At 60.7% G+C, this 18,943-nt stretch carries 15 protein-coding genes; 9 read left to right on the forward strand and 6 right to left on the reverse strand.

Features of this window, described 5'->3' with window-relative positions; genetic code table 11:
- Nucleotides 1-4: 4 nt before the first annotated feature.
- Nucleotides 5-1,522 carry an NAD(P)/FAD-dependent oxidoreductase gene (locus AB0P14_RS14720; protein ID WP_363843727.1) on the forward strand — a complete coding sequence of 506 codons (1,518 nt, stop codon included), beginning with the start codon at nucleotides 5-7 and terminating at the stop codon, nucleotides 1,520-1,522.
- 10 nt (nucleotides 1,523-1,532) lie between these two features.
- Here the strand turns inward: AB0P14_RS14720 and AB0P14_RS14725 are convergent, their stop codons facing one another.
- On the reverse strand, nucleotides 1,533-2,651 hold the full coding sequence (locus AB0P14_RS14725; RefSeq protein ID WP_363843730.1) for a serine hydrolase domain-containing protein: 1,119 nt from the start codon (nucleotides 2,649-2,651) through the stop codon (nucleotides 1,533-1,535).
- A 189-nt stretch (nucleotides 2,652-2,840) separates the two neighbouring features.
- On the opposite strand from AB0P14_RS14725, the gene AB0P14_RS14730 reads away from it, so the two are divergent.
- The 5 genes from AB0P14_RS14730 to AB0P14_RS14750 all read left to right on the forward strand — a co-directional run bounded on the left by AB0P14_RS14730 (nucleotide 2,841) and on the right by AB0P14_RS14750 (nucleotide 8,651).
- Entirely contained in the window at nucleotides 2,841-6,155 is a 3,315-nt protein-coding gene (locus AB0P14_RS14730; RefSeq protein ID WP_363843733.1) for a glycoside hydrolase family 38 C-terminal domain-containing protein, read from the forward strand.
- The gene (locus tag AB0P14_RS14735; RefSeq protein ID WP_363843736.1) at nucleotides 6,155-7,438 is read left to right on the forward strand and encodes a glycosyl hydrolase; all 1,284 of its coding nucleotides are present in this window, start codon (nucleotides 6,155-6,157) and stop codon (nucleotides 7,436-7,438) included. The genes AB0P14_RS14730 and AB0P14_RS14735 overlap by 1 nt, the downstream gene beginning before the upstream one ends.
- Before the next feature lie 50 nt (nucleotides 7,439-7,488).
- A complete protein-coding gene (locus AB0P14_RS14740) occupies nucleotides 7,489-7,950 on the forward strand; it encodes a DUF5956 family protein (protein ID WP_363843739.1) in 462 nt (153 codons plus the stop codon).
- Between the two features lie 129 nt (nucleotides 7,951-8,079).
- Entirely contained in the window at nucleotides 8,080-8,286 is a 207-nt protein-coding gene (locus AB0P14_RS14745) for a ribbon-helix-helix protein, CopG family (protein ID WP_363843742.1), read from the forward strand.
- On the forward strand, nucleotides 8,283-8,651 hold the full coding sequence (locus tag AB0P14_RS14750; protein WP_363843745.1) for a Fic family protein: 369 nt from the start codon (nucleotides 8,283-8,285) through the stop codon (nucleotides 8,649-8,651). The genes AB0P14_RS14745 and AB0P14_RS14750 overlap by 4 nt, the downstream gene beginning before the upstream one ends.
- Nucleotides 8,652-8,752: 101 nt before the next feature.
- Here the strand turns inward: AB0P14_RS14750 and AB0P14_RS14755 are convergent, their stop codons facing one another.
- The 3 genes from AB0P14_RS14755 to AB0P14_RS14765 form a co-directional block, all read right to left on the reverse strand.
- On the reverse strand, nucleotides 8,753-9,178 hold the full coding sequence (locus AB0P14_RS14755; RefSeq protein WP_363843748.1) for a universal stress protein: 426 nt from the start codon (nucleotides 9,176-9,178) through the stop codon (nucleotides 8,753-8,755).
- 112 nt (nucleotides 9,179-9,290) lie between these two features.
- Nucleotides 9,291-12,113 carry an FAD-binding and (Fe-S)-binding domain-containing protein gene (locus AB0P14_RS14760; RefSeq protein WP_363843980.1) on the reverse strand — a complete coding sequence of 941 codons (2,823 nt, stop codon included), beginning with the start codon at nucleotides 12,111-12,113 and terminating at the stop codon, nucleotides 9,291-9,293.
- 261 nt (nucleotides 12,114-12,374) lie between these two features.
- Nucleotides 12,375-12,896, reverse strand: a complete 522-nt coding sequence (locus AB0P14_RS14765) for an acyl-CoA thioesterase (protein ID WP_363843751.1) — start codon at nucleotides 12,894-12,896, stop codon at nucleotides 12,375-12,377.
- A gap of 117 nt (nucleotides 12,897-13,013) precedes the next feature.
- Here AB0P14_RS14765 and AB0P14_RS14770 point away from each other — a divergent pair, with 117 nt between their 5' ends.
- A complete protein-coding gene (locus AB0P14_RS14770; protein ID WP_363843754.1) occupies nucleotides 13,014-13,472 on the forward strand; it encodes a hypothetical protein in 459 nt (152 codons plus the stop codon).
- A gap of 55 nt (nucleotides 13,473-13,527) precedes the next feature.
- Here the strand turns inward: AB0P14_RS14770 and AB0P14_RS14775 are convergent, their stop codons facing one another.
- A complete protein-coding gene (locus tag AB0P14_RS14775) occupies nucleotides 13,528-14,028 on the reverse strand; it encodes a DUF456 domain-containing protein (protein WP_363843757.1) in 501 nt (166 codons plus the stop codon).
- A gap of 97 nt (nucleotides 14,029-14,125) precedes the next feature.
- Between AB0P14_RS14775 and AB0P14_RS14780 the strand changes: the two genes are divergently transcribed.
- The gene (locus tag AB0P14_RS14780; protein WP_363843759.1) at nucleotides 14,126-14,461 is read left to right on the forward strand and encodes a hypothetical protein; all 336 of its coding nucleotides are present in this window, start codon (nucleotides 14,126-14,128) and stop codon (nucleotides 14,459-14,461) included.
- A 42-nt stretch (nucleotides 14,462-14,503) separates the two neighbouring features.
- Nucleotides 14,504-16,156, forward strand: coding sequence for a DUF222 domain-containing protein (locus tag AB0P14_RS14785; RefSeq protein WP_363843983.1), 1,653 nt, complete (start codon nucleotides 14,504-14,506; stop codon nucleotides 16,154-16,156).
- Between the two features lie 134 nt (nucleotides 16,157-16,290).
- Here the strand turns inward: AB0P14_RS14785 and AB0P14_RS14790 are convergent.
- Nucleotides 16,291-18,943 (reverse strand): HtaA domain-containing protein (locus AB0P14_RS14790; RefSeq protein ID WP_363843762.1); only part of this gene is annotated, 2,653 nt, incomplete at its 5' end.

The raw sequence follows: 18,943 nt of genomic DNA on the forward strand, positions 1-18,943 counted from the left end.
TTTTATGGCCGCCGCGAACAAGCCGGAGACTGTTGATGTTGTGGTGCTCGGCATGGGACCGGGTGGGGAATCGGTAGCTGGCGAGCTGGCCGCCGCCGGCCTGTCCGTGGTGGGTGTGGAGGCCAGACTGGTGGGCGGGGAGTGCCCGTACTACGGCTGCATTCCCTCCAAAATGATGATCCGAGGCGGCAATGTGGTGGCCGAGGCGCTGCGCATTCCGGGCCTCGCCGGCACCGTGGAGGTCACCCCGGACTTCACCACCGTGGCAGGGCGCATCCGTTCCGAAGCGACCGACAACTGGGATGACACCGTCGCCGCCAAACGCTTCACCGACAAGGGCGGGAGGCTGGTGCGCGGCACCGGCCGGCTCACCGGTCCCCGCGAGGTCACCGTTTCCATGCCCGACGGCGGCCCCCTCACCTTCCGTGCACGCCTCGCCGTGGTGCTCAATCCAGGCTCCAACCCTGTTGTGCCGGATGTTCCGGGACTGGCTGGGACACCGTTCTGGACCAACCGGGAAGCCGTGCAAGCGCAGACCGCACCAAAGTCATTGATCGTGTGGGGCGGCGGGCCCATTGCGGTGGAACTGGCGCAGGCGTTCACGCGTTTTGGGACCAAGGTGACCATGGTGCTGCGCGGCTCGCAACTCATTTCCAAGGAGGAGCCGGAGTCTGCCGAACTGCTCGCTGCGGTGTTCCGTAGTGAGGGCATCAAGATTCTGTGGAACAAGGAGGTCACGTCCGTTTCGCATTCACGCGGCCGTTTCCGAGTCCACTTGGAAAATTCCGAGAGTGAGCCAGGTGCCGGGACAGATTCTGGCCCGGACTCTGCCAGCGCAGCCGCTTCCGCCACCACATCCGCATCCACATCCACATCCACCGCAGCTGCAGCGGCCGGGCCCAGGCTGTCCGCCGAACAATTCTTGGTGGCAACAGGACGCGCCCCGGCGCTGGCCGAACTGGGGCTGCCTAAAGCAGGCATCAAGGTCAAGAAAAAGGGCGCCCCCACCGTTGACGAGCACCTGCAGCTGGCCGATGGCCTCTACTTGATCGGCGACGCGGTGGGGGCCGGCGCCTTCACCCACATGTCCATGCATCAGGGAAATATTGTGACCGGGCACATTCTTGCCCGGCACTCCGGAGCCCCGGAGCGGGGCGTTGTGGACAATCACGCGGTGCCTCGGGTGACGTTTACCGACCCGGAAATCGGTGTGGTCGGCATGACGGAAAAGCAGGCTCGAGACGCTGGGCTCTCGGTGCGGACCGGGTTCACTGCATTGGGCGATTCCACCCGCGGTTGGATCCATAAATCAGGCAATCAGGGCTTCATCAAGGTCGTGGAGGACGCCGATTCCGGTGTTCTGGTGGGCGCCACATCCATGGGGCCCATGGGCGGGGAGGTGCTGTCCATGCTGGCTCTAGCCGTGCATGCACGCATCCCTGTCGCCACGCTGCAGAGCATGATTTACGCGTACCCAACGTTCCACCGGGCCATCCCGCAAGCCCTGCGAGCGCTCAAATAGTCGCCAGCAACTATCCCCCAGCCAGAATCACATTTCGCACGGCGGCGCTGAGCGCCATGGCGCGGCCCGTGGTGGTTCCTTCTTCTTGGCGGGCTGGTACGTAGCCGAATCCGATCCCGTACAGAGGGTCAGCGTAACCCAGCGATGCGTTCGCACCCTCATGGCCAAAGGCCGCTGCGCTGCCAAAATCCATGCGCGGATGGGATTTCATGAACGTCACGGCGAAAGCACTCGTGTTGCAAAATACTCGATCGAGCCCCCACACCTGTTCTTCGCTCATCAACGCAATGGTCTCGGGTGTCAGGTAGGCCGGCATCTCACCGATCCCGGTGATGGCACCGGCGTAAACGCGGGCCAATCCGTCGGCGGATCCCACTCCGGCACCACTGGTACTGCCCCCGGCTCGCACACTGCGGAGGTTGGGCATGCTCAGTAGATTTCCGGCCTGGACATTCCCGGAGATGCCAGCAATAGAGAACGGATCAAAAAACGCCGGCGCCGGCTGCTCGTCAAACAGCACGGGGCGGAAGCGCGACTCCTCAGACTCGGGCAACCCTAGATACATATCAGCCGCAAACGGCTCACGGATGCGGCGGTTGTACACATCCTGCAGGCGTTCACCAGTGATCCGGCGGCACAGCTCTTCCAGAAACACGCCCATAGTCAACGCGTGATAGCCGAAAACACCGCTGCCAGGGCGCCACATCGGCGCCATCGCGGCCAGTCGGTCCGCCACCGTCGGCAGATCGTTGTATTCCTCCATGGCGAAACCGGCCGGCACCCCAACCAATCCGGCTTGGTGCGAAAGCAACTGACGAACACTCACGGCTTCCTTGCCCAGCTGCGCAAACTCAGGCCAATAGCTGGCCACGGTGGCGTCCAAATCCACCAGCCCATCCTGAACCAACAAGCTAAACGCCAAGGCAGCAACACCCTTGGAGCAAGAAAACACGCCGGTCAGCGAGTCGGGTGCGGAGTCGGGCCCGCCCGATAAGTCCAGCACCCGCTCACCGCCCACGTAGACGGCGAGCTGCGCGCTATAGCGAGGATCGGCGTCGAGCATGGTGTTGAAGAGCTCCCGGACGGGGGCGAACTGGGGCGTGGCGAAGCCTTGGGCGGGTGAATTCATGGTTCCACTCTAAGGAGTGCCCGGTGCGGTCTCGTGTATTTGCTCGCCCACGGCTCAAAAATTGCTACCTGATCCCCTGTTATCCAGCCGTCAACTGGGACACTGCTCCTTATGCCCCATGGATCTAGGCAGCCCTACTAGACTGACAATTCAGCTCCCCCGCCGTCCGCCATTGGAAGGTCCACGCACATGCATGACAAACACGGCCTGATTCAGAACCGTCTCAAACGAGTTTTGGTGGAACGGATCATCCCCGCCGTTCACACCCCCGTTGCGCCTCTGGAGCTGACAGCGTGGCATGTGGAAGGCGGGCAGGGCGAGCCGGTTGACCCCGCCGTGGCGCTTGGTCTGGCTCATGGGGCAAGCTCTCCTGTAGCAGCGGCTCCTGCGACTACCTCTCCTGTCTCGGCCTCTCCTGTCACAACCGCGGACGACGCCGGCACACCGGCAGGTGCCCCTCTCACCGACGTTGGGCTGATCCCAGCTCTCGCCAGTGATGGGGACCCGCTCTCGGCTAGCGCCGCCCCGGACTACCAGCCTTTCATCGTGGGTCAGCAGTGGGGACCGGCCTGGGGAACCAGCTGGATTCACATCACCGGCACTGTTCCGCCGGAGACTCGTGGGCACAAAGTTGAGCTGGTAGTAGATCTGGGCTTCAGCCAATCCTGGCCTGGCTTCCAGGCCGAGGGCTTGGTGTACCGGCCCGACGGGCAGACCGTGAAGGCCTTGAACCCGCTCAATACCTGGATTCCCGTATCAGCAGACGTGCCGGGTGACGCGGCGCAGGGCAGTACCGCGGAGATCAGCACCGCGCAGGGCGGGGAGACCATTGACTTGTATGTTGAGGCCGCCGCTAACCCGTTTGTCTTCACCGACAACCCCTTCATTCCCACGCAGCTGGGCGAAAAGTTCACGGCAGGGGATGCTCCGCGCTACACCATGGCCCGGGCCGACATCAATATTTTCAATACCGAGGTGTGGGAACTCGTCCAGGACTTTGAGGTGCTGGACCAGCTACAGGCCGAGCTGGACCTAGGGAATCCGCGCCGCTGGGACATCTTGTACGCGCTGGAACGTGCGCTGGACGCCGTCGTGCTTTCAGACATTGTGGGCACAGCCGGGGCAGCCCGCGCCCTCCTGGCTGAGGTTTTGGCCCAGCCTGCCAACGCCAGCGCCCACCAAATCACGGCGATTGGGCACGCGCACATTGATTCCGCATGGCTCTGGCCCGTGCGTGAAACGGTGCGCAAGGTGGCCCGCACTACCTCCAATGTGGTGAATTTGCTGGACGAATTCCCCGAGTTCCAGTTCGCCATGTCCTCTGCCCAGCAGTACGAATGGCTCAAGGAGCACCGTCCCGAGGTTTTCGCCAAGGTCAAGGCGGCCGTGGCCGAGGGACGCTTCATCCCCGTGGGCGGCATGTGGGTGGAGTCCGACACCAATATGGTGGGCTCGGAAGCCATGGCCCGCCAGTTCACGTACGGCCAGCGCTTCTTCCGCGAAAACTTCGGAATCGAATGCAAGGAAGTCTGGCTGCCGGATTCCTTCGGCTACTCCGCCGCACTGCCGCAGATCGTCAAGCAGGCCGGTGCCAAGTGGTTCCTGACGCAGAAAATCTCCTGGAATACCGTCAACAAGTTCCCGCACCACACCTTTAACTGGGAGGGGATCGACGGCACCCGCGTCTTCACACACTTCCCGCCCGCCGACACCTACAACTCCCAGCTCTCCGGTGCCGAGCTGGCCCACACGGTCAGCAATTTCCGCGACAAGGGTGCGGCCAAGAATTCACTGATCCCCTTTGGATGGGGCGACGGCGGCGGCGGACCCACGCGCGAAATGCTGGCCCGGGCCAAGCGCACCCGTGATTTGGAAGGCTCGCCGCAGGTCACGATCGCCGCGCCTTCCGAGTTCTTCACAGCCGCAGAGGCCGAATATCCCAACGCCCCTGTCTGGAAGGGCGAGCTCTACCTAGAGCTGCACCGCGGCACCTACACCTCACAGGCGTTGACCAAGAAGGGCAACCGACGCAGCGAACACCTCCTCCGCGAGGCTGAACTGTGGAGTGCCACGGCCGCCGCGAGAGGTCTCATCGACTACCCCTACGACGAACTGGACAGGATCTGGAAGCTGGTCCTCCTGAACCAGTTCCACGACATCCTGCCCGGCTCCTCCATCGCCTGGGTACACCGCGAAGCGGCAGAAAGCTACGCCCGGATTGCCAGCGATCTCGAGGAGATCATCAGCCCGGCGTTGCTCGCACTGACGCCATGGGTCGACCCGTTTGATCCTGGGTCGGAGGGGGACTTCGCGAACACTACGCACTTTAACGCCTCCCCTTACCCTCGCCGCGGCATTGCCCCGCTCAGCGCAGGTGTTCCTGAGGCAGCCGCAACGGAAGTGACGGTGGAGCGAGACAGCGACAGCGGAGAAATAGTCGTCCATAACGGGCTCATCACCGTGCGGTTTGGAGCGGACGGCGTCATCAGCTCCATCGTGGACGTGGCCGCCAACCGCGAACTCGTCCCTGAAGGTCAAGGCGCCAACCTGCTGCAGCTGCACGCGGACTTCCCCAACATGTGGGACGCGTGGGACATCGACGAGTTCTACAAGAACACCGTCACCGACCTCCGAGAGCTGGACTCGATGGACGTCACGATGCTGGGCACCCAGCCCGAGATCACCATCAAACGCAGTTTCCGAAAGTCGCACATCACCCAGCGCGTGCGCATTGCCCCGGATTCCAAGGTCATCACCGTCTACACCGACGTCGACTGGCGCGAGCAGGAAACACTACTGAAGGCTGCCTTCCCGCTCGATGTGCATGCGGATCATGCACGTTTTGAGACGCAATATGGGCATATCCAGCGCGCCACGCATGAAAACACCTCGTGGGACAACGCCCGCTTTGAAGTGTGCGCACATCGTTGGGTCCATGTGGGCGAGCCCGGTTTTGGTGCCGCCGTCATCAACGATTCCACGTACGGACACGACGTTTCCCGCCACCCCGGGGCCAACGGTTCCAGCTTCACTACCGTGCGGCTGTCACTGCTGCGCGGGCCGCGTTTCCCCGATCCCACCACGGATCAGGGCCACCATTCCTTCACATATGGCCTGGTGGTGGGCGCGGAGGTGGCGGATGCCGTCGCCGCCGGGTATGCGCTGAACCTGCCGTGGCGCGGTGTGCCGGCCGATGGAGCCATTCTCGCCCCCCTCGTCAGCACCGATTCGCAGGGCGCCATCATTGAGGCCGTGAAGCTGGCCGATGACCGCAGCGGCGACGTGATCGTGCGCCTGTACGAACCGTTGGGGGCGCGGGCAAAGGTGACGCTCTCGGCGTCGTTCCCTGTGGCAAGCGTGGTGGAAAACAACCTTCTCGAGCAGCCGTACGACGCCGGATCCCTCACCGTGGGTGCCTCGGATGCGACCGGCAATCCGACCATGTCGCTGAAACTGCGCCCCTTCCAAATCCTGACCTTGCGCCTGGCGAAAGGCAGCAAGTGATGTTCCCTGACCCAGTTCCTTCCGCGTCGGGCACCACCACCCCGCCACGACGGAATCCGCTGCGCTGGGGCGTGAACTACACACCGAGTGAGGGATGGTTCCACTCGTGGCAGGACCTTGATGTTGACGCCGTGCGGGCTGATTTTGAGTCAATCGCGGCGCTAGGTTTGGACCATGTGCGGATTTTTCCACTGTGGCCCTTACTGCAGCCCAACCGCTCACTCATCCGCCCGGCGGGCATTGCCGATGTGGGCAAGGTGGTGGATGCTGCTGCCGAGTTTGCTTTGGATGTTTCCGTGGACGGGTTGCAGGGGCACTTTTCCAGCTATGACTTCTTACCCTCGTGGGTGACCAGCTGGCACCGGCGGAATATTTATACGGACCCGCAGGTGGTGGAGGCGGAGGTTCAACTCATCAGGGCGTTGGCCACTGAGGTCACGTCCCGTCCCAACGTGCTGGGCATGACGCTGGGCAACGAGACGAACCAGTTTGCGGTGGAGCGGCATCCAGATCAGCAGCTGACCACCCCGGCGGAAATGGGCGAATGGTTCAACACCCTTTTGGCCGCCGCCCGGAAGGCCTGGCCCACAGGGATGCACCAGCACAGCTTTGATGACAACGCCTGGTTTGTGGACAGTTGCCCCGTCACGCCAGGACACGCCACGAGTCTGGGCGATGCCACAACGGTGCACTCGTGGGTATTTGTTGCCGTGGCGCACTTGTTCCCCGAAGGCCACCCGGCCCGCACCTTCTTTGCCGACTATTTGGTCCAGCTGGCCGACGCCTACTCGGATGATCCCGCCCGGCCCATTTGGTTGCAGGAGATTGGCGCTCCGCACCCGGCCGTTCCGTTCGACGGCGCGGCTGACTTCCTGGAGCAAAGCCTGCGCCCCGTATTGGACACCCCAAATTTGTGGGGCGTCACGTGGTGGTGCTCGCACGATGTCAGCCGCAAATTGGCGGACTTCCCCGAGCTGGAATACACCCTAGGACTGCTGGATTCCGAGCGCCGCCCCAAGCCCGCTGGCCTGCGTTTGGCGGAGATGATTGCCGCCGAGAAGGCCAGCCCCACGGCCCCGCTCCAACGCAGCACGGCACTGTCCTTTGACCCGGGAGATGAGGCCACGGGCATGGGCCGCTCGGTGGCAGACCCCTCCGGTGAGCTGTTCACATCGTGGTTGGCGCGGGCCGCCTCGGGCACCAAGCCTGCCCTGGTGCGTGCGTCCAAGACGTCCGACGCCGATTACCTCGCCGCCCGCGGCATCACCGATGTGGTCAATTAGGGTCGATTAGTGGTCGGTTAGAAGACACAGCCAATGAGAATGGGATAGCCATGTGGAATGAGGTTGTATTCAAGGCAGCCGACGGTGATTGGGAGCTGCTCGGTGACAATGGTTGGTTTGCCATGATGGCCTGGGCTGCCGGGCCGGACAATGTCCGCAAAACCGAGCAGTCGGACGTTGGCAGGACCGTCCGGGTGACGCACATCAGTGACGGCGTGGAGACTACTTCCTTGGTCCCGTTCACACCGGCTGATCGCCGCTACGTTGAGGATGACATCAATGAATACCTCCAAGCGGCTGGGATTCCCTCCCGTCCAAGCGGCTTTGACTGGTACCTGCGCGTCCCGTCTGGCTGGCGACAACGTAAAAGCCAGACTCAAGACCAACGGGGCTCTTCGGTAGTTCACGCGATAGGAACGCTCGTGCTCGGGGCCCAACAAGACCAGCAATCACCGGCCCAGCTCCGCCCTCACGTAGAGCGGATCGTCACCGGTTTCTATGCCGCTGCATAGCACTGAGACCGACAGCGCTAGCAAAGTAGCTTGTCACCGGAGTTCTCGCTGGAGTTTCCTCTTGGATCCTATGGACACCATTTGGTGCTCTCTGACTACCAAATGGTACTAATTTGGTACCATATGGATATGGCTATGAATCTGCGCGTTCCTGAAGACCTTGACCGCCGCTTGGAACAGTTGGCAGCCGATCAGCACACCTCAAAGTCCGCCCTGCTCCTCCAAGGTGCCGAGTTGATACTGCAGCGCCATGGCCGCCAGCGGGACATCGAGGCGGGCCTGGACTTCGTTATGAACCACGATGCAGAGCTGCTCAAGCGTCTTGAGGATGCTTGACTTCCTACCTGGAGATCGAGGATGCACTACGAGTAGTTGACCGTTTGGGATTCCATGTCCGAGACATCGGATTGTTGGCGTCAGCCTTGGCCCGACCGGCCACCACGGTCTTGGGCGCAGACGTTTATCCGTTGTTGCCCATGAAGGCAGCAGCTGTGCTGGAATCAGTGGCACGGTTCCATCCCTTGATTGATGGCAACAAACGGACCGCTTGGACGCTGATGGTGTTGATGCTGTGGATCAACGGATATAAGCACGACTTCACCGCGGATCAGGGCTTTGATTTGGTCCTGGGCGTCGCCTCAGGCGAAATTATTCTGAAACAGAGCGCGGCGCTGGTTTCCGTTCACATGGTTGCCAGGTAACCCGGCCCCACTCCGTCCTGCCTCGCCACCCACAACACCCAGCTTTAACCACAAAACCCCGCAGCATCAAGCGCTGCGGGGGTTTTGTGAACAGAAAATAATTAGCTGTCGGTCTTGACGATGTACACATCGCAAGGAGCGTTGTGTGAAACGGCGTTGGCAACCGAGCCCAGGACGCGGGCCAGGCCCTGCATGCGGACGTTACCGACAACGATCAGTTCAGCTTCGAGCTTGGCAGCTTCTTCCAGCAGAACGTCGGCCGGCTTGCCCAGAGCAGAGGAGTATTCGGTCTTCACACCGGAGATCTTCAGCTCTTCGGCAACGCGCTGGGCAACGCGCTCAGCCTCATCTGCCGTGGAGAGGAACCATTCGTCGTTTCCGATGGCAACCTTTTCGGTCTTGTCTTCACCGAAGGCGGTGACGACGCGCAGGGTGCGACCCGTAGCCTTGGCCAACTCGGCAGCAACGCGTGCAGCCTTCATAGACGTTGCGTTGCCGTCGACGCCGACAATGATGATTCCAGCCATTTGTTTCATCCTTATGGTTGTTACCCAAACACCAGCACCTTGCGCGCTGGCGCCAATCTTGAACCCTACTTTAGCCATAAAACTGCATAAATAGGCCTAAAAGTGGGCGAACTTACGCCCCTGTTACGGGAACTTTGCCCAAAACGGCATCGGCCAGCAGCTCCAAAACATGCCGATAGTCCTCCCCCGTAGCCCGGGTCATCCCCAACTCACACGTCCTGTTACACGATGCATGTGCGACGGCGTCCATCGCCACTACATCCGCAGCCTGCGCCGCCGTGGCCGATTCCGTGAGTTCCGGGTGCAGCATGCCGCGGTCGCCGGCGAATCCGCAGCAACCCCAGTTATCGGGCACCTGCACCGATTCCGCCACAGCTTCTGCCACCTGAACTAGCGCGGGATTTAGGCCCATGCGCGCCGATGAACAGGTGGGGTGCAGCGCCAGGGATTCCACACGCTCCCACTCCCCGCCCTGGCTGCTTTCCTGCAACAATGGCAGCAGCTTCTCGGCTGTAAACGCCACGGCATCCACCACGCGCAACGGCTTCTGTCCCGGCGTCAGCACTTCACTTTCAATGGCGTGCAACAGTCCCTCCGTGCAACTGGAAGCATCACAGATGACATCCAAGTCACCCTCAAGCGTGGCCTCCCGCAGCAATGTCAGCGTCTTGGCGTGCATCTCCGCCAATCCAGCGGCCATGCCCTTTGAAGACCACGGTGTCCCGCAACAAGCCTCCGAAATGCCCTCCGGAACCAGCAAGTGAACTCCGGCGGCAGCGCACAACTGCTCAAAACTCAGCTGCACACCGTCCGAGCCCTCCCCTGCCGGCCCGAACATGACGTTAACACAGGCGGGAAAATACACAGCCGTCGGAACGCCGGCGGGTGCGGGTCGGCGTCGTGCCTTACCTCCGGCGGGAAGATCGGAGGAGTAGAGGGGCAGCGTGTCCTCGCCGAGGATCTTACGTCCCAGCCTATTGACGGGCAGCACTGCGACGGCTGGCACCTTCGCGGCGACGCCCAGCGCCAGCCCGGCCCCTTGAGTGACGGCGCCCCAGTGCTTGGCGGCCGTACCCCACACGGCACTTTCCACCTTTCCTGCGTTCTTGGTGCGCAGGTGTTTGACCAGCGTGCCGGTGTTGATGTCCACGGGGCACGCGGTTTGGCACATGCCATCAACGGCGCAGGTGTCCACGCCCGAGTACTCATAGTCCTTGGCGAGGGCGTCGGCCAGCTCCGTATTACCTGCGCGGCGGGCCGTTTCCATGTCTCGCAGCGTGACAATGCGTTGGCGCGGGGTCAGCGTCAGGTTCTTGCTGGGGCACACTGGCTCGCAGTAGCCACACGAGACACAGCGGTCCACTTCGGGATCCACCTCGGGTGGCGCAGCTTTTATATGGCGCAGGTGTGCTTTTGGGTCTTGATCGAGAATGACGCCAGGGTTCAGCATGCCGGGCGGGTCGAATAATTCCTTGATTCGGCGCATCACCGCATAGAGTTCATCGCCGTATTGACGGCGCACAAAGGGTGCCATCACGCGGCCTGTGCCGTGTTCGGCCTTGAGTGAGCCACCCTCGCCGAGCACCACGTCCACCATGTCTTCAGTGAACGCGGAGTAGCGGTCAAGCTCATCCTTGCTGGCGAATTTATCCGTCAACATGAAGTGAATATTGCCATCCTTGGCGTGCCCAAAGATAACGGAATTAGCATAACTGTACTTATTAAAAAGAGTGTTCAGCTCGAGGCAAGTGCGGGCCAGCGCGGGGACTGGAACCACCACGTCTTCCAAGAGTGCAGTGGTCCCTTGTGGACGCGCGCCAGCCACCGAGGTGTATAGACCCTTGCGCAGGTGCCACAGTTCGGCCCGAACTTTGGCGTTCTGGCTGAACTCGGCCGGTTCATCCAGCCCCAGCGATCCGGCGAGGGTCATGGCGTTGGCATTGAGATCCGCGAGTTCAGCAATGCTGCCGCTTTGGTATTCCACCAGCAGCGCGGCGTGCTGATCTACGGCCAGATCGCGCACCACGGCGGGAACCTGTGTCAGACCCTGGCCAACCTTCAACGATAGCGCGTCCATTAGCTCTACTGTTGCGGCACCACTATCCACTAGTGCAGGTAGGGCGGTGTTGGCCGCTTCAAGATTTTTGAACACCAGCAACCCTGAAGTGGCATGGGCAAGGCGCGGAACGGTGCGGAAAACGGCTTCGGCTACGAACCCCAGCGTGCCTTCGCTGCCGATCACCAGGTGCGCCAGGATGTCTACGGGATCATCGAAGTCCAGGAGTGAATTGAGCCCATAACCCATGGTGTTTTTCATGGCGAATTGGCGTTCAATGGTGGCGCGCGAGGCCGGGTTGCTGCGGACCCTCTGGGCAAGCTCACCTAGCCCCTTGAAGAGCACTGGCTCGAGCTCGCGCAGGCGGGCCGAAGCATCCGGCGCACCAGTATCGATGACCGTGCCGCTGGGCAGCACGAGGGTCAGCGATTCAAGCGTGCGGTAGGCGTTATCCGTGGTTCCACAGGCCATGCCCGAGGAGTTATTGGCCACCACGCCACCAATCGTGCACGCAGCCTCGCTGGCTGGATCCGGGCCGAACTTACGGCCGAAGCGAAGCAGCCTCGCATTTAGGTCCCGCACCGTAACTCCCGGCTGCACGCGGACCCGGGCACCGCCGTCGAGCACGTCAATGCCACGGAAATTCTTGCGCACATCCACTAGTAGGCCATCGCTGACGGCTTGGCCACTGAGGCTGGTACCGCCGGATCGCAACGTGAGCGGCAGTCCACGGGCCGCACTGATGCGCATCAGATTCGCCACTTCGCCAGCATTGGTCGGAACCGCGACTGCTTGCGGGATCAGCAGGAAGTGGGAAGCGTCGTGCGCGTTGGCGTGGCGGTCCAGCGCTCCGGTCTTGGTCTGCTGTGGGCTGGCCATGGCTGCGCCCACTTCCTGCAGCAGCGCTCCTCCCAAACCGCCCAAACCGGATGTATCCCCGACAACTTCGCCTGTCTGCGCCGCCATCTTTGCCCCTTTATATTCCGTTTTGCATTCCGTTTTGCCGTCTTGCATGCTGCGCTTGAACCGGCCGCGTCTGAAGTCTCCGCGCCGCATTTCCACCGGCCGTAACGGCGCACGCGTTCACGCCCATGAGTATCCCACCATACGCTTGCCAGCATCGCTTGGTTCGGGAACGGTCTACGGCTTGAAGTTCTTGGGGCCCTGCAGTGTCTCCAATTGGGTCTTCTTAGCGTCATCTAAACGCACCAAGGTGCCACTGGGCTCATGGAAGAACGCCAAAACGGTCTCGGCAATGACACACTTTTTCTCCGTGACAGGATCAAAAATGGCATACGCAACTGTAAAACTGGCCCCCTTTATGGCGCTCACCCACACCTCCACCACCGCGGCAATGTTGCGGTAGTTCAAGGGCGACAAGTATTTAACTCGATGCTCCACCACGAGCGCCTGGGTGTTCTCTGGAAGATCGGAAAATATGGGCTGAGCTACTTCAACCCCAGGGAGCCCGGTGCCAGCCGGCGGGCCAAAGGCGTGTACCCGAGCCTCCTCCAGAATTCTCAGCACTTCCACATTGTTGATGTGCCCGTACGCATCCATGTCTCCCCAGCGCATGGGAACATGCAGCGTAAGCCGCCGTCCGGCGTCGTGCTTCCCCTCAGACTCCTTCACAGATGGTGCCACCTTCCAAATTTTGGCCATGCGCCTGGTCCCTAGATGGGCGTCCGCTCGTGTCCGCACGCATGATCAGATAATAGTGGGAAGCCACCACGAGGGCATTCGCGGCAAACAGTCAGAGTGGTTGGGTAACATGTGGCCATGCCTGTCGCCCCTTTCAGCCGTCGCCGCGTGGAAATTGTTCTGGTTCCCATCGTGGCCGCCTTTTGCATGGCCTTCATCATTAGTGCCATTGTGCTGGACCGCGACGCCGGACCCTGCCCCGCACCCAACTGGAACAACCAGCTCACGCTGTCCCTGACGGGCAAGGTCGAGGCCACGGCCGTGACCGCATGCGCCGGGGCGGATTGCGTTCCGGCACCCCCCACTTTTGCCAAGAATTCCACGGAAAGCTCGGGGCTGCTGACCCACCAAGAGGATGGCTCGTGGCTCTTCAACGTGGCCGCGAACCCTCCCAAGTCCGTCAGCTTCCGGGTGTACGACCGGAACTGGAACATTGTGGCCGCGCAGTCAACGGCCTTGAACTGGACCCGCGTATCCGGCAATGAGCGATGCGGCGGACGCATGTCGCCCATCAACGTAGTGCTTGACGTCCCCTAAAGCCTTTTCATGGGTGCTCTTTCTTGGGCGCGGCGCTATCTATTCAGACGCGGCGCTACCTGTTCAGAAAGTAAATTAGAACGCCCGCAACCCACGTTCCGGCGGCGAGTGAAGCGAAACCAAACTCTGCCAAGATTCCTAAGCCCGTTGCCTTCAGGGCTGCGACGGAGGACGACACGGCCGGTTTGAATTCTTTTTGGCGGGCAAATTCCGAAAGGAAAAGTCCGACGGCGAAACCCAGCAGGAGCCCCACCACCGGAACCACGAAGAAACCAACCACACCCAGAATCAGTCCAATGACCACAGAACGTCCGGGGATGGAGCGTTCCTTCATGGCCTTCCCCGTCAGTACTGCACTCGAGGCCATTCCCGCCGCCACGAAGACCAGACCCACACCGAATACGATCCAACCTAGGGGCCCGCCCACCACGATCGCCCACGTCAGCAGACTCGCTGCGATGAGCATGCTGCCGGGCAGCACCGGCACGATAATACCCACTGCGCCCACGGCAATGGCCAGTCCGCAAATAATGCTCCATACGATCTGTGTATCCATGCCGCAATTCTGCCATCTCTGAGTACCGCAAGATTTTGTTCGTATATATTTTTGAGTATCTATATCATATATATAACGATGGTAGTAATATGAAGGTATGAGTAATCCGGAGATTGTCCCCGGAGACCGGGGCGATGAAGCCACACAGGATGTGGCTACTCTCCTCAGCGCTATTACTCTTCCTTCCATTGAACCCTTTGGCACTGACAGTCATCGTCTTGAAGGGCTACCGAGTTCCGTTCCAGCATCATTGTCTTCCCCTGAACCGCCATCAAAACTGGGCGTGGCCCGGGCACATTATGATTCGGCGATAGCAGCCTTGAATGTCCTAAAACGACTAGAAGCTGGCGTCGCAGCGTGCAAGGCAGCCTTGGTTGCCCAGCTCATGGGAGCGGCCTCCGTTGAGGCGCAGGCCTCGTTCCTGGACTCGTAGCAGGCTGGCATCTACGAATCCGGTGCTCACAGCGAACTGGCGCTGACCCTGTGCATTCCCGAACGCACTGCCGCCGCCTTGGCGCATCACTCTACAGAACTGGTCAACAGCCACCCGCTGGCGTTCCAGCAGCTGCAATCGGGCGTCATTTCCGCGAGGCATGCGTGGACCATCGTGGATGAGGTAGAAACCCTATTGGAAACACCGGGCGTCACCTCCGCTCAGATCGCAGCCTTTGAACAACGTCTATTGCGTCTCGCCCCAGGAACTAGTGCCACCAGTTTTGCCCCCAAAGCTAGGCGCGCCAGGGAAGCCACGCATCCAGAAACTATCAGTACCCGTACCAAGGCGGCCCATGCCCAGCGCGCCATGACTTTGGGGCCGGGCAAGGATGGCATGTCCTGGCTGAGCCTCCATCTGCCGTCTGTGGCGGCAGAAGGAATCTGGGTCAAGTGCACTAGAACGGCCCGCGCCATCAAGAACCAACCCCGCGTCGGCGACAACCCTGACGGTCACCGCGGTCAGAACGGACAGAACGAGAACCGAACCCTGACCCAGTTGCGGGTGGACGTCGCAGCAGCCCTCTTACTAGGACAACAAACGCTGCCCGGCTTCACTGCGGAGAACCCCGGGGGCAATATGACAGCCAGCAGCAGCTCCGCCTCCAGCGACAAAAGCGCTACTGGCAGCAGCGGCCCGGTCGGCGGTGTCGCCGATCCAGCAGACACGAGGACCCCAGCCGAAACCGAAATCCGCTCAGGCGCAGGGATCTCGTCAGGCGCCAGTGGCCCATCCACGGCGTGGAAAGGGGACGGCTCTGGATACGCCAGGGGTTTGGTGGATGGAATCGCCGAGCACCCGGGTCAGGAATATATGGATCAGCTTGAAGCACTCCAGTCCAACCAATCGGTAGCTGATCCACCACTACCCGAGGCAACTATCTTGGTCACCGTGCCTTTGCTGGGGGCCTTGGGGATCACCGACGAACCCGCAGAAATGGCAGGTTCCACCACTTGCTCGGGGCCGGTCCCACTGGAGATTGCCCGCAGGCTCATGGCCTCGGCGGGGAGCTTCCTACGCGTCCTCACCGACCCCATCACCGGAGAACCTCTGGGATTGCATCCTGAGCGATATCAATTACGGGATTCAGACAAGGCCGTGCTGCGGGCTCTGACCGGTGGTTGTTATTTCCCGGGCTGCCCCAATCCGGTCATGGATACCGAAACGGACCACCTCAAGGCCTACGGCACCGGTGGGCAGACCATTATGGAGAACCTGCGTCCGGCCTGCAAGCGCCACCATGCACTCAGGCATTTCAAGGACGATAAGGACCGGCAGGGAATCTATCGCAGCAGCCAAGATCCGCTCCGGCACAGCCTTCGCCTACGCGGCTGGACTCCCGTTCTGGAACTCGATGGAACGGTTAGTTGGACCGCACCCTCTGGAGCCAAACACCGCGCTCCTAGGAAGGACAGCCGTCCGCCGACTTATCCCCCATGGCTCCAAAAGCGCGTTGACGCCGCCACCAGTCCAGCACCGCCCACGTTTACGCACGCCACCGAATCGACATCCACCTCGATGCCGGCGAAGCCATCAGATCCGGCGAAGCGCGCGAAGCATGCAGCGGTCCCGGACACCTCAAACAGCCCGTTTGAACAACTGCTCGTCAGCTACATCAAGAAGCACAACTGCTGAGAAGAGCTACACTGCAATGTTAAATATCGGGGCGGCTTCTGCAGATGCAGAAGCCGCCCCGATATTTAGTTACTACTATTCAATGTTGCCGTCGTTCAGGATTGCGGCTGCTCACCGCCTCCTTTTAGTACCGGCTAGTACCGACGACGGCGTACCAAGCGGTTGCTGACAATAACGCCGGAACCCAGCATCAGGATCATCAGCGCTCCAATGACAGAGGCATCCAATCCCATTGCTCCGGTCTTGGCCAAGGCACTTGAAGCCGCAACCACCGTGTTTCCTGCGCCTGTGTCCACGTTGTTCGTCACGGTACCTTCTGCGCAGCCCAAGCTGAAGCTCAACGGATCCATGTTTTCTCCTGCTGCATAGAAGTCCGCGAAGGGGGCAACCCCACTTGCAGCGAGTGTGACCGGGACTGCCGTACCGGAGTACAGGGTTTGTGCATCATTGAAGGCACCCTTAGAAAGATCCAAGTTTGCCAAGATAACCGCCTTGTAGGTGGTGTCTGCACCCGGCTTGGAGCCAACAGTTGCCGACTCCAGCGCACGGCTCTGCACATCTGCCTTCAACGTGCCGCTGTTGCCGTCCATCACCAAAGTGAGATTCTGCATGGTCACGGACAGAACTGAACCCGAGCCGTAATCGTGCCCTTGGAAGGTAACAACACCATCAAACGTCACTTCACCGGTTCGCTTCTGAGCATCGATGGTGCCGGTGCCCTTCGTGAAGGTAAAGAGTGTCTCCCACTTTGCGGGGATTCCGTTGAAGGTGATGGAGCCGTGGGAAATGTTGCCGGTCATGTACTTGCGGAATGATTCCTTGACGCCCCAGGTCAAGTTGCCCGCCAAGACGGTACCATTGGTGCACTTGGCGCCAGCATCCAAGTCGTTGTCTGGAGCATTGGAGACCGGAGCGGTTGGCTTCGGCGTTTCCACAACAACTGCAGGGGCAGTGATTGTCAGCTGTGCTGAGGCGCTCTGCACAGCAGAGACACCAGCCGTTGAATCATCCGCTGCCAACGCCTGTGCCGCGGCAGTTGCTGCAACAGCCGGGGCAGTTGCCGTGGCGGTGACCGTGTAGCTGCCGGGCTTCTGAGTGGCAGGAACAGCCCATGCCAAGGAGAAGGCACCGCCCTCATCAACAACAGCGTCTACCGAGGCTGCAACCACCTCAAAGCTGAGAGCGTCAAACGCATCGCCCTCATTGTAGAAACTGGCGAAAGCAGGAGCTCCTGCTGCCGTCAACGCTGTCGTTAGGTTCTTGCCGGAGATGCCATCAGCACCGCTGCTAACTGTCTTCGTGTCTACTGCTACCAAAGCAACGCCGGGATAGCTTTCCAGCTCAGCTTTTCCATCAAGTGATTTGCTGATGACATCGGCCAACAACCTCCCACCCTTGACATCAAGGCGGAGGTTGCTCAGGGTCACCTGAAGAGCCCCCTCATGACCCACCATGGACACCGAACCGGAATAGCTTGCAACCTTGTTCGTGGCGTCGAAGCTGACGGCAGGGAAGTGGTAACTACCGTCATCGTTAACCGTGGCACCACCATCTGTGGTGATCGTGCCCTTCGCAATGGAACTGCCTAGGTAGTTTCGGAACGATTCCTTGACTCCCCAGTCCAGGCTTCCCGTCGCCGAGGTGGCAGTTCCAACCTCGATGGCTTCGCCAGCGAGGTCAAAGCTCAGTTTGCTGTCCGGAGCAAAGCCACTGCCGTTGAGGGTGACGGTCTTGCCTGCCTCAACCTTGGCTGCTCCGAGAGTCAGTTCCGGTTTGACGGCGGGAACTTCAGGCTCCGGATCGGTGACAACCGGTGCGGACGCGTCAGCCCACGCAAGTTCCACAAAAGCGTCCTGCGATCGATCATTCGCGCGGTCAACCTCAACGTTGTCGATGTCCAGAGGTGAGTTGAACGTGGACACATAGAGGGTGTTGTCAACGGCGGTGAATCCGCCATTTTTGAAAATGGTGGTTACGGAGAATTCCAGGGGACCAAATGTTCCGTTGGCGTCAGTTTGCACGCGCACGGCATTCTCGTAGTCAGCAGGGCGTGTTTCACCGCCTGGCCCTTGTGCCACCTCTGCAACATAGATCCAGCGGTTGGCCGCATAACCGGAACCGGAGACCATGACCTTACTGTTGTGCTTCAGGCCGGTAGCCGGCTCGACGGTCAGAACAGGCTTGGCTACAGGCTCACCAACGGTGACAGGAGCGTACAGTTCCTGCTCAGCATTCACCGTGCCAGCAGCAGGGTAAGTGTAAACACCAAAGTTACCGGCCTCAGGCCACTCAACCTCAGCTTCCTTCACAACCTTCTTCTGCACCGTCAACTCAGCAGTGAAATCACCCTCAGGCGAAACCTCAACCCACTGACCACGAATCGCACCCTGGTAAGCAGCAGGAACAGCATCCAACGCAGCCTGACTCATAGCCCACGCCTGATCCCCCACCACACGAGCAGAAGACGAAGCACCCTCGGAAGGACGCCACTGATCAGCGAACTTACCAAACACCACATACACACCAGCCGGGCTACCCGCAGAAATCGGCGGACGCGCACCCTCAGGAACAACATTCGCAGCCGGATCAAAACCAGATCCACGAACAACAATCTTCGTACCCTCAGCAACAGGACCACTCAAAACAGTGACCCCATCAGCAGCAAACACCTCCAACGCAGGCGTAAACACAACAGGCTCACCAACGGTGACAGGAGCGTACAGTTCCTGCTCAGCATTCACCGTGCCAGCAGCAGGGTAAGTGTAAACACCAAAGTTACCGGCCTCA

The organism is Specibacter sp. NPDC078709 (assembly GCF_040686795.1).
Taxonomy (GTDB): domain Bacteria; phylum Actinomycetota; class Actinomycetes; order Actinomycetales; family Micrococcaceae; genus Specibacter.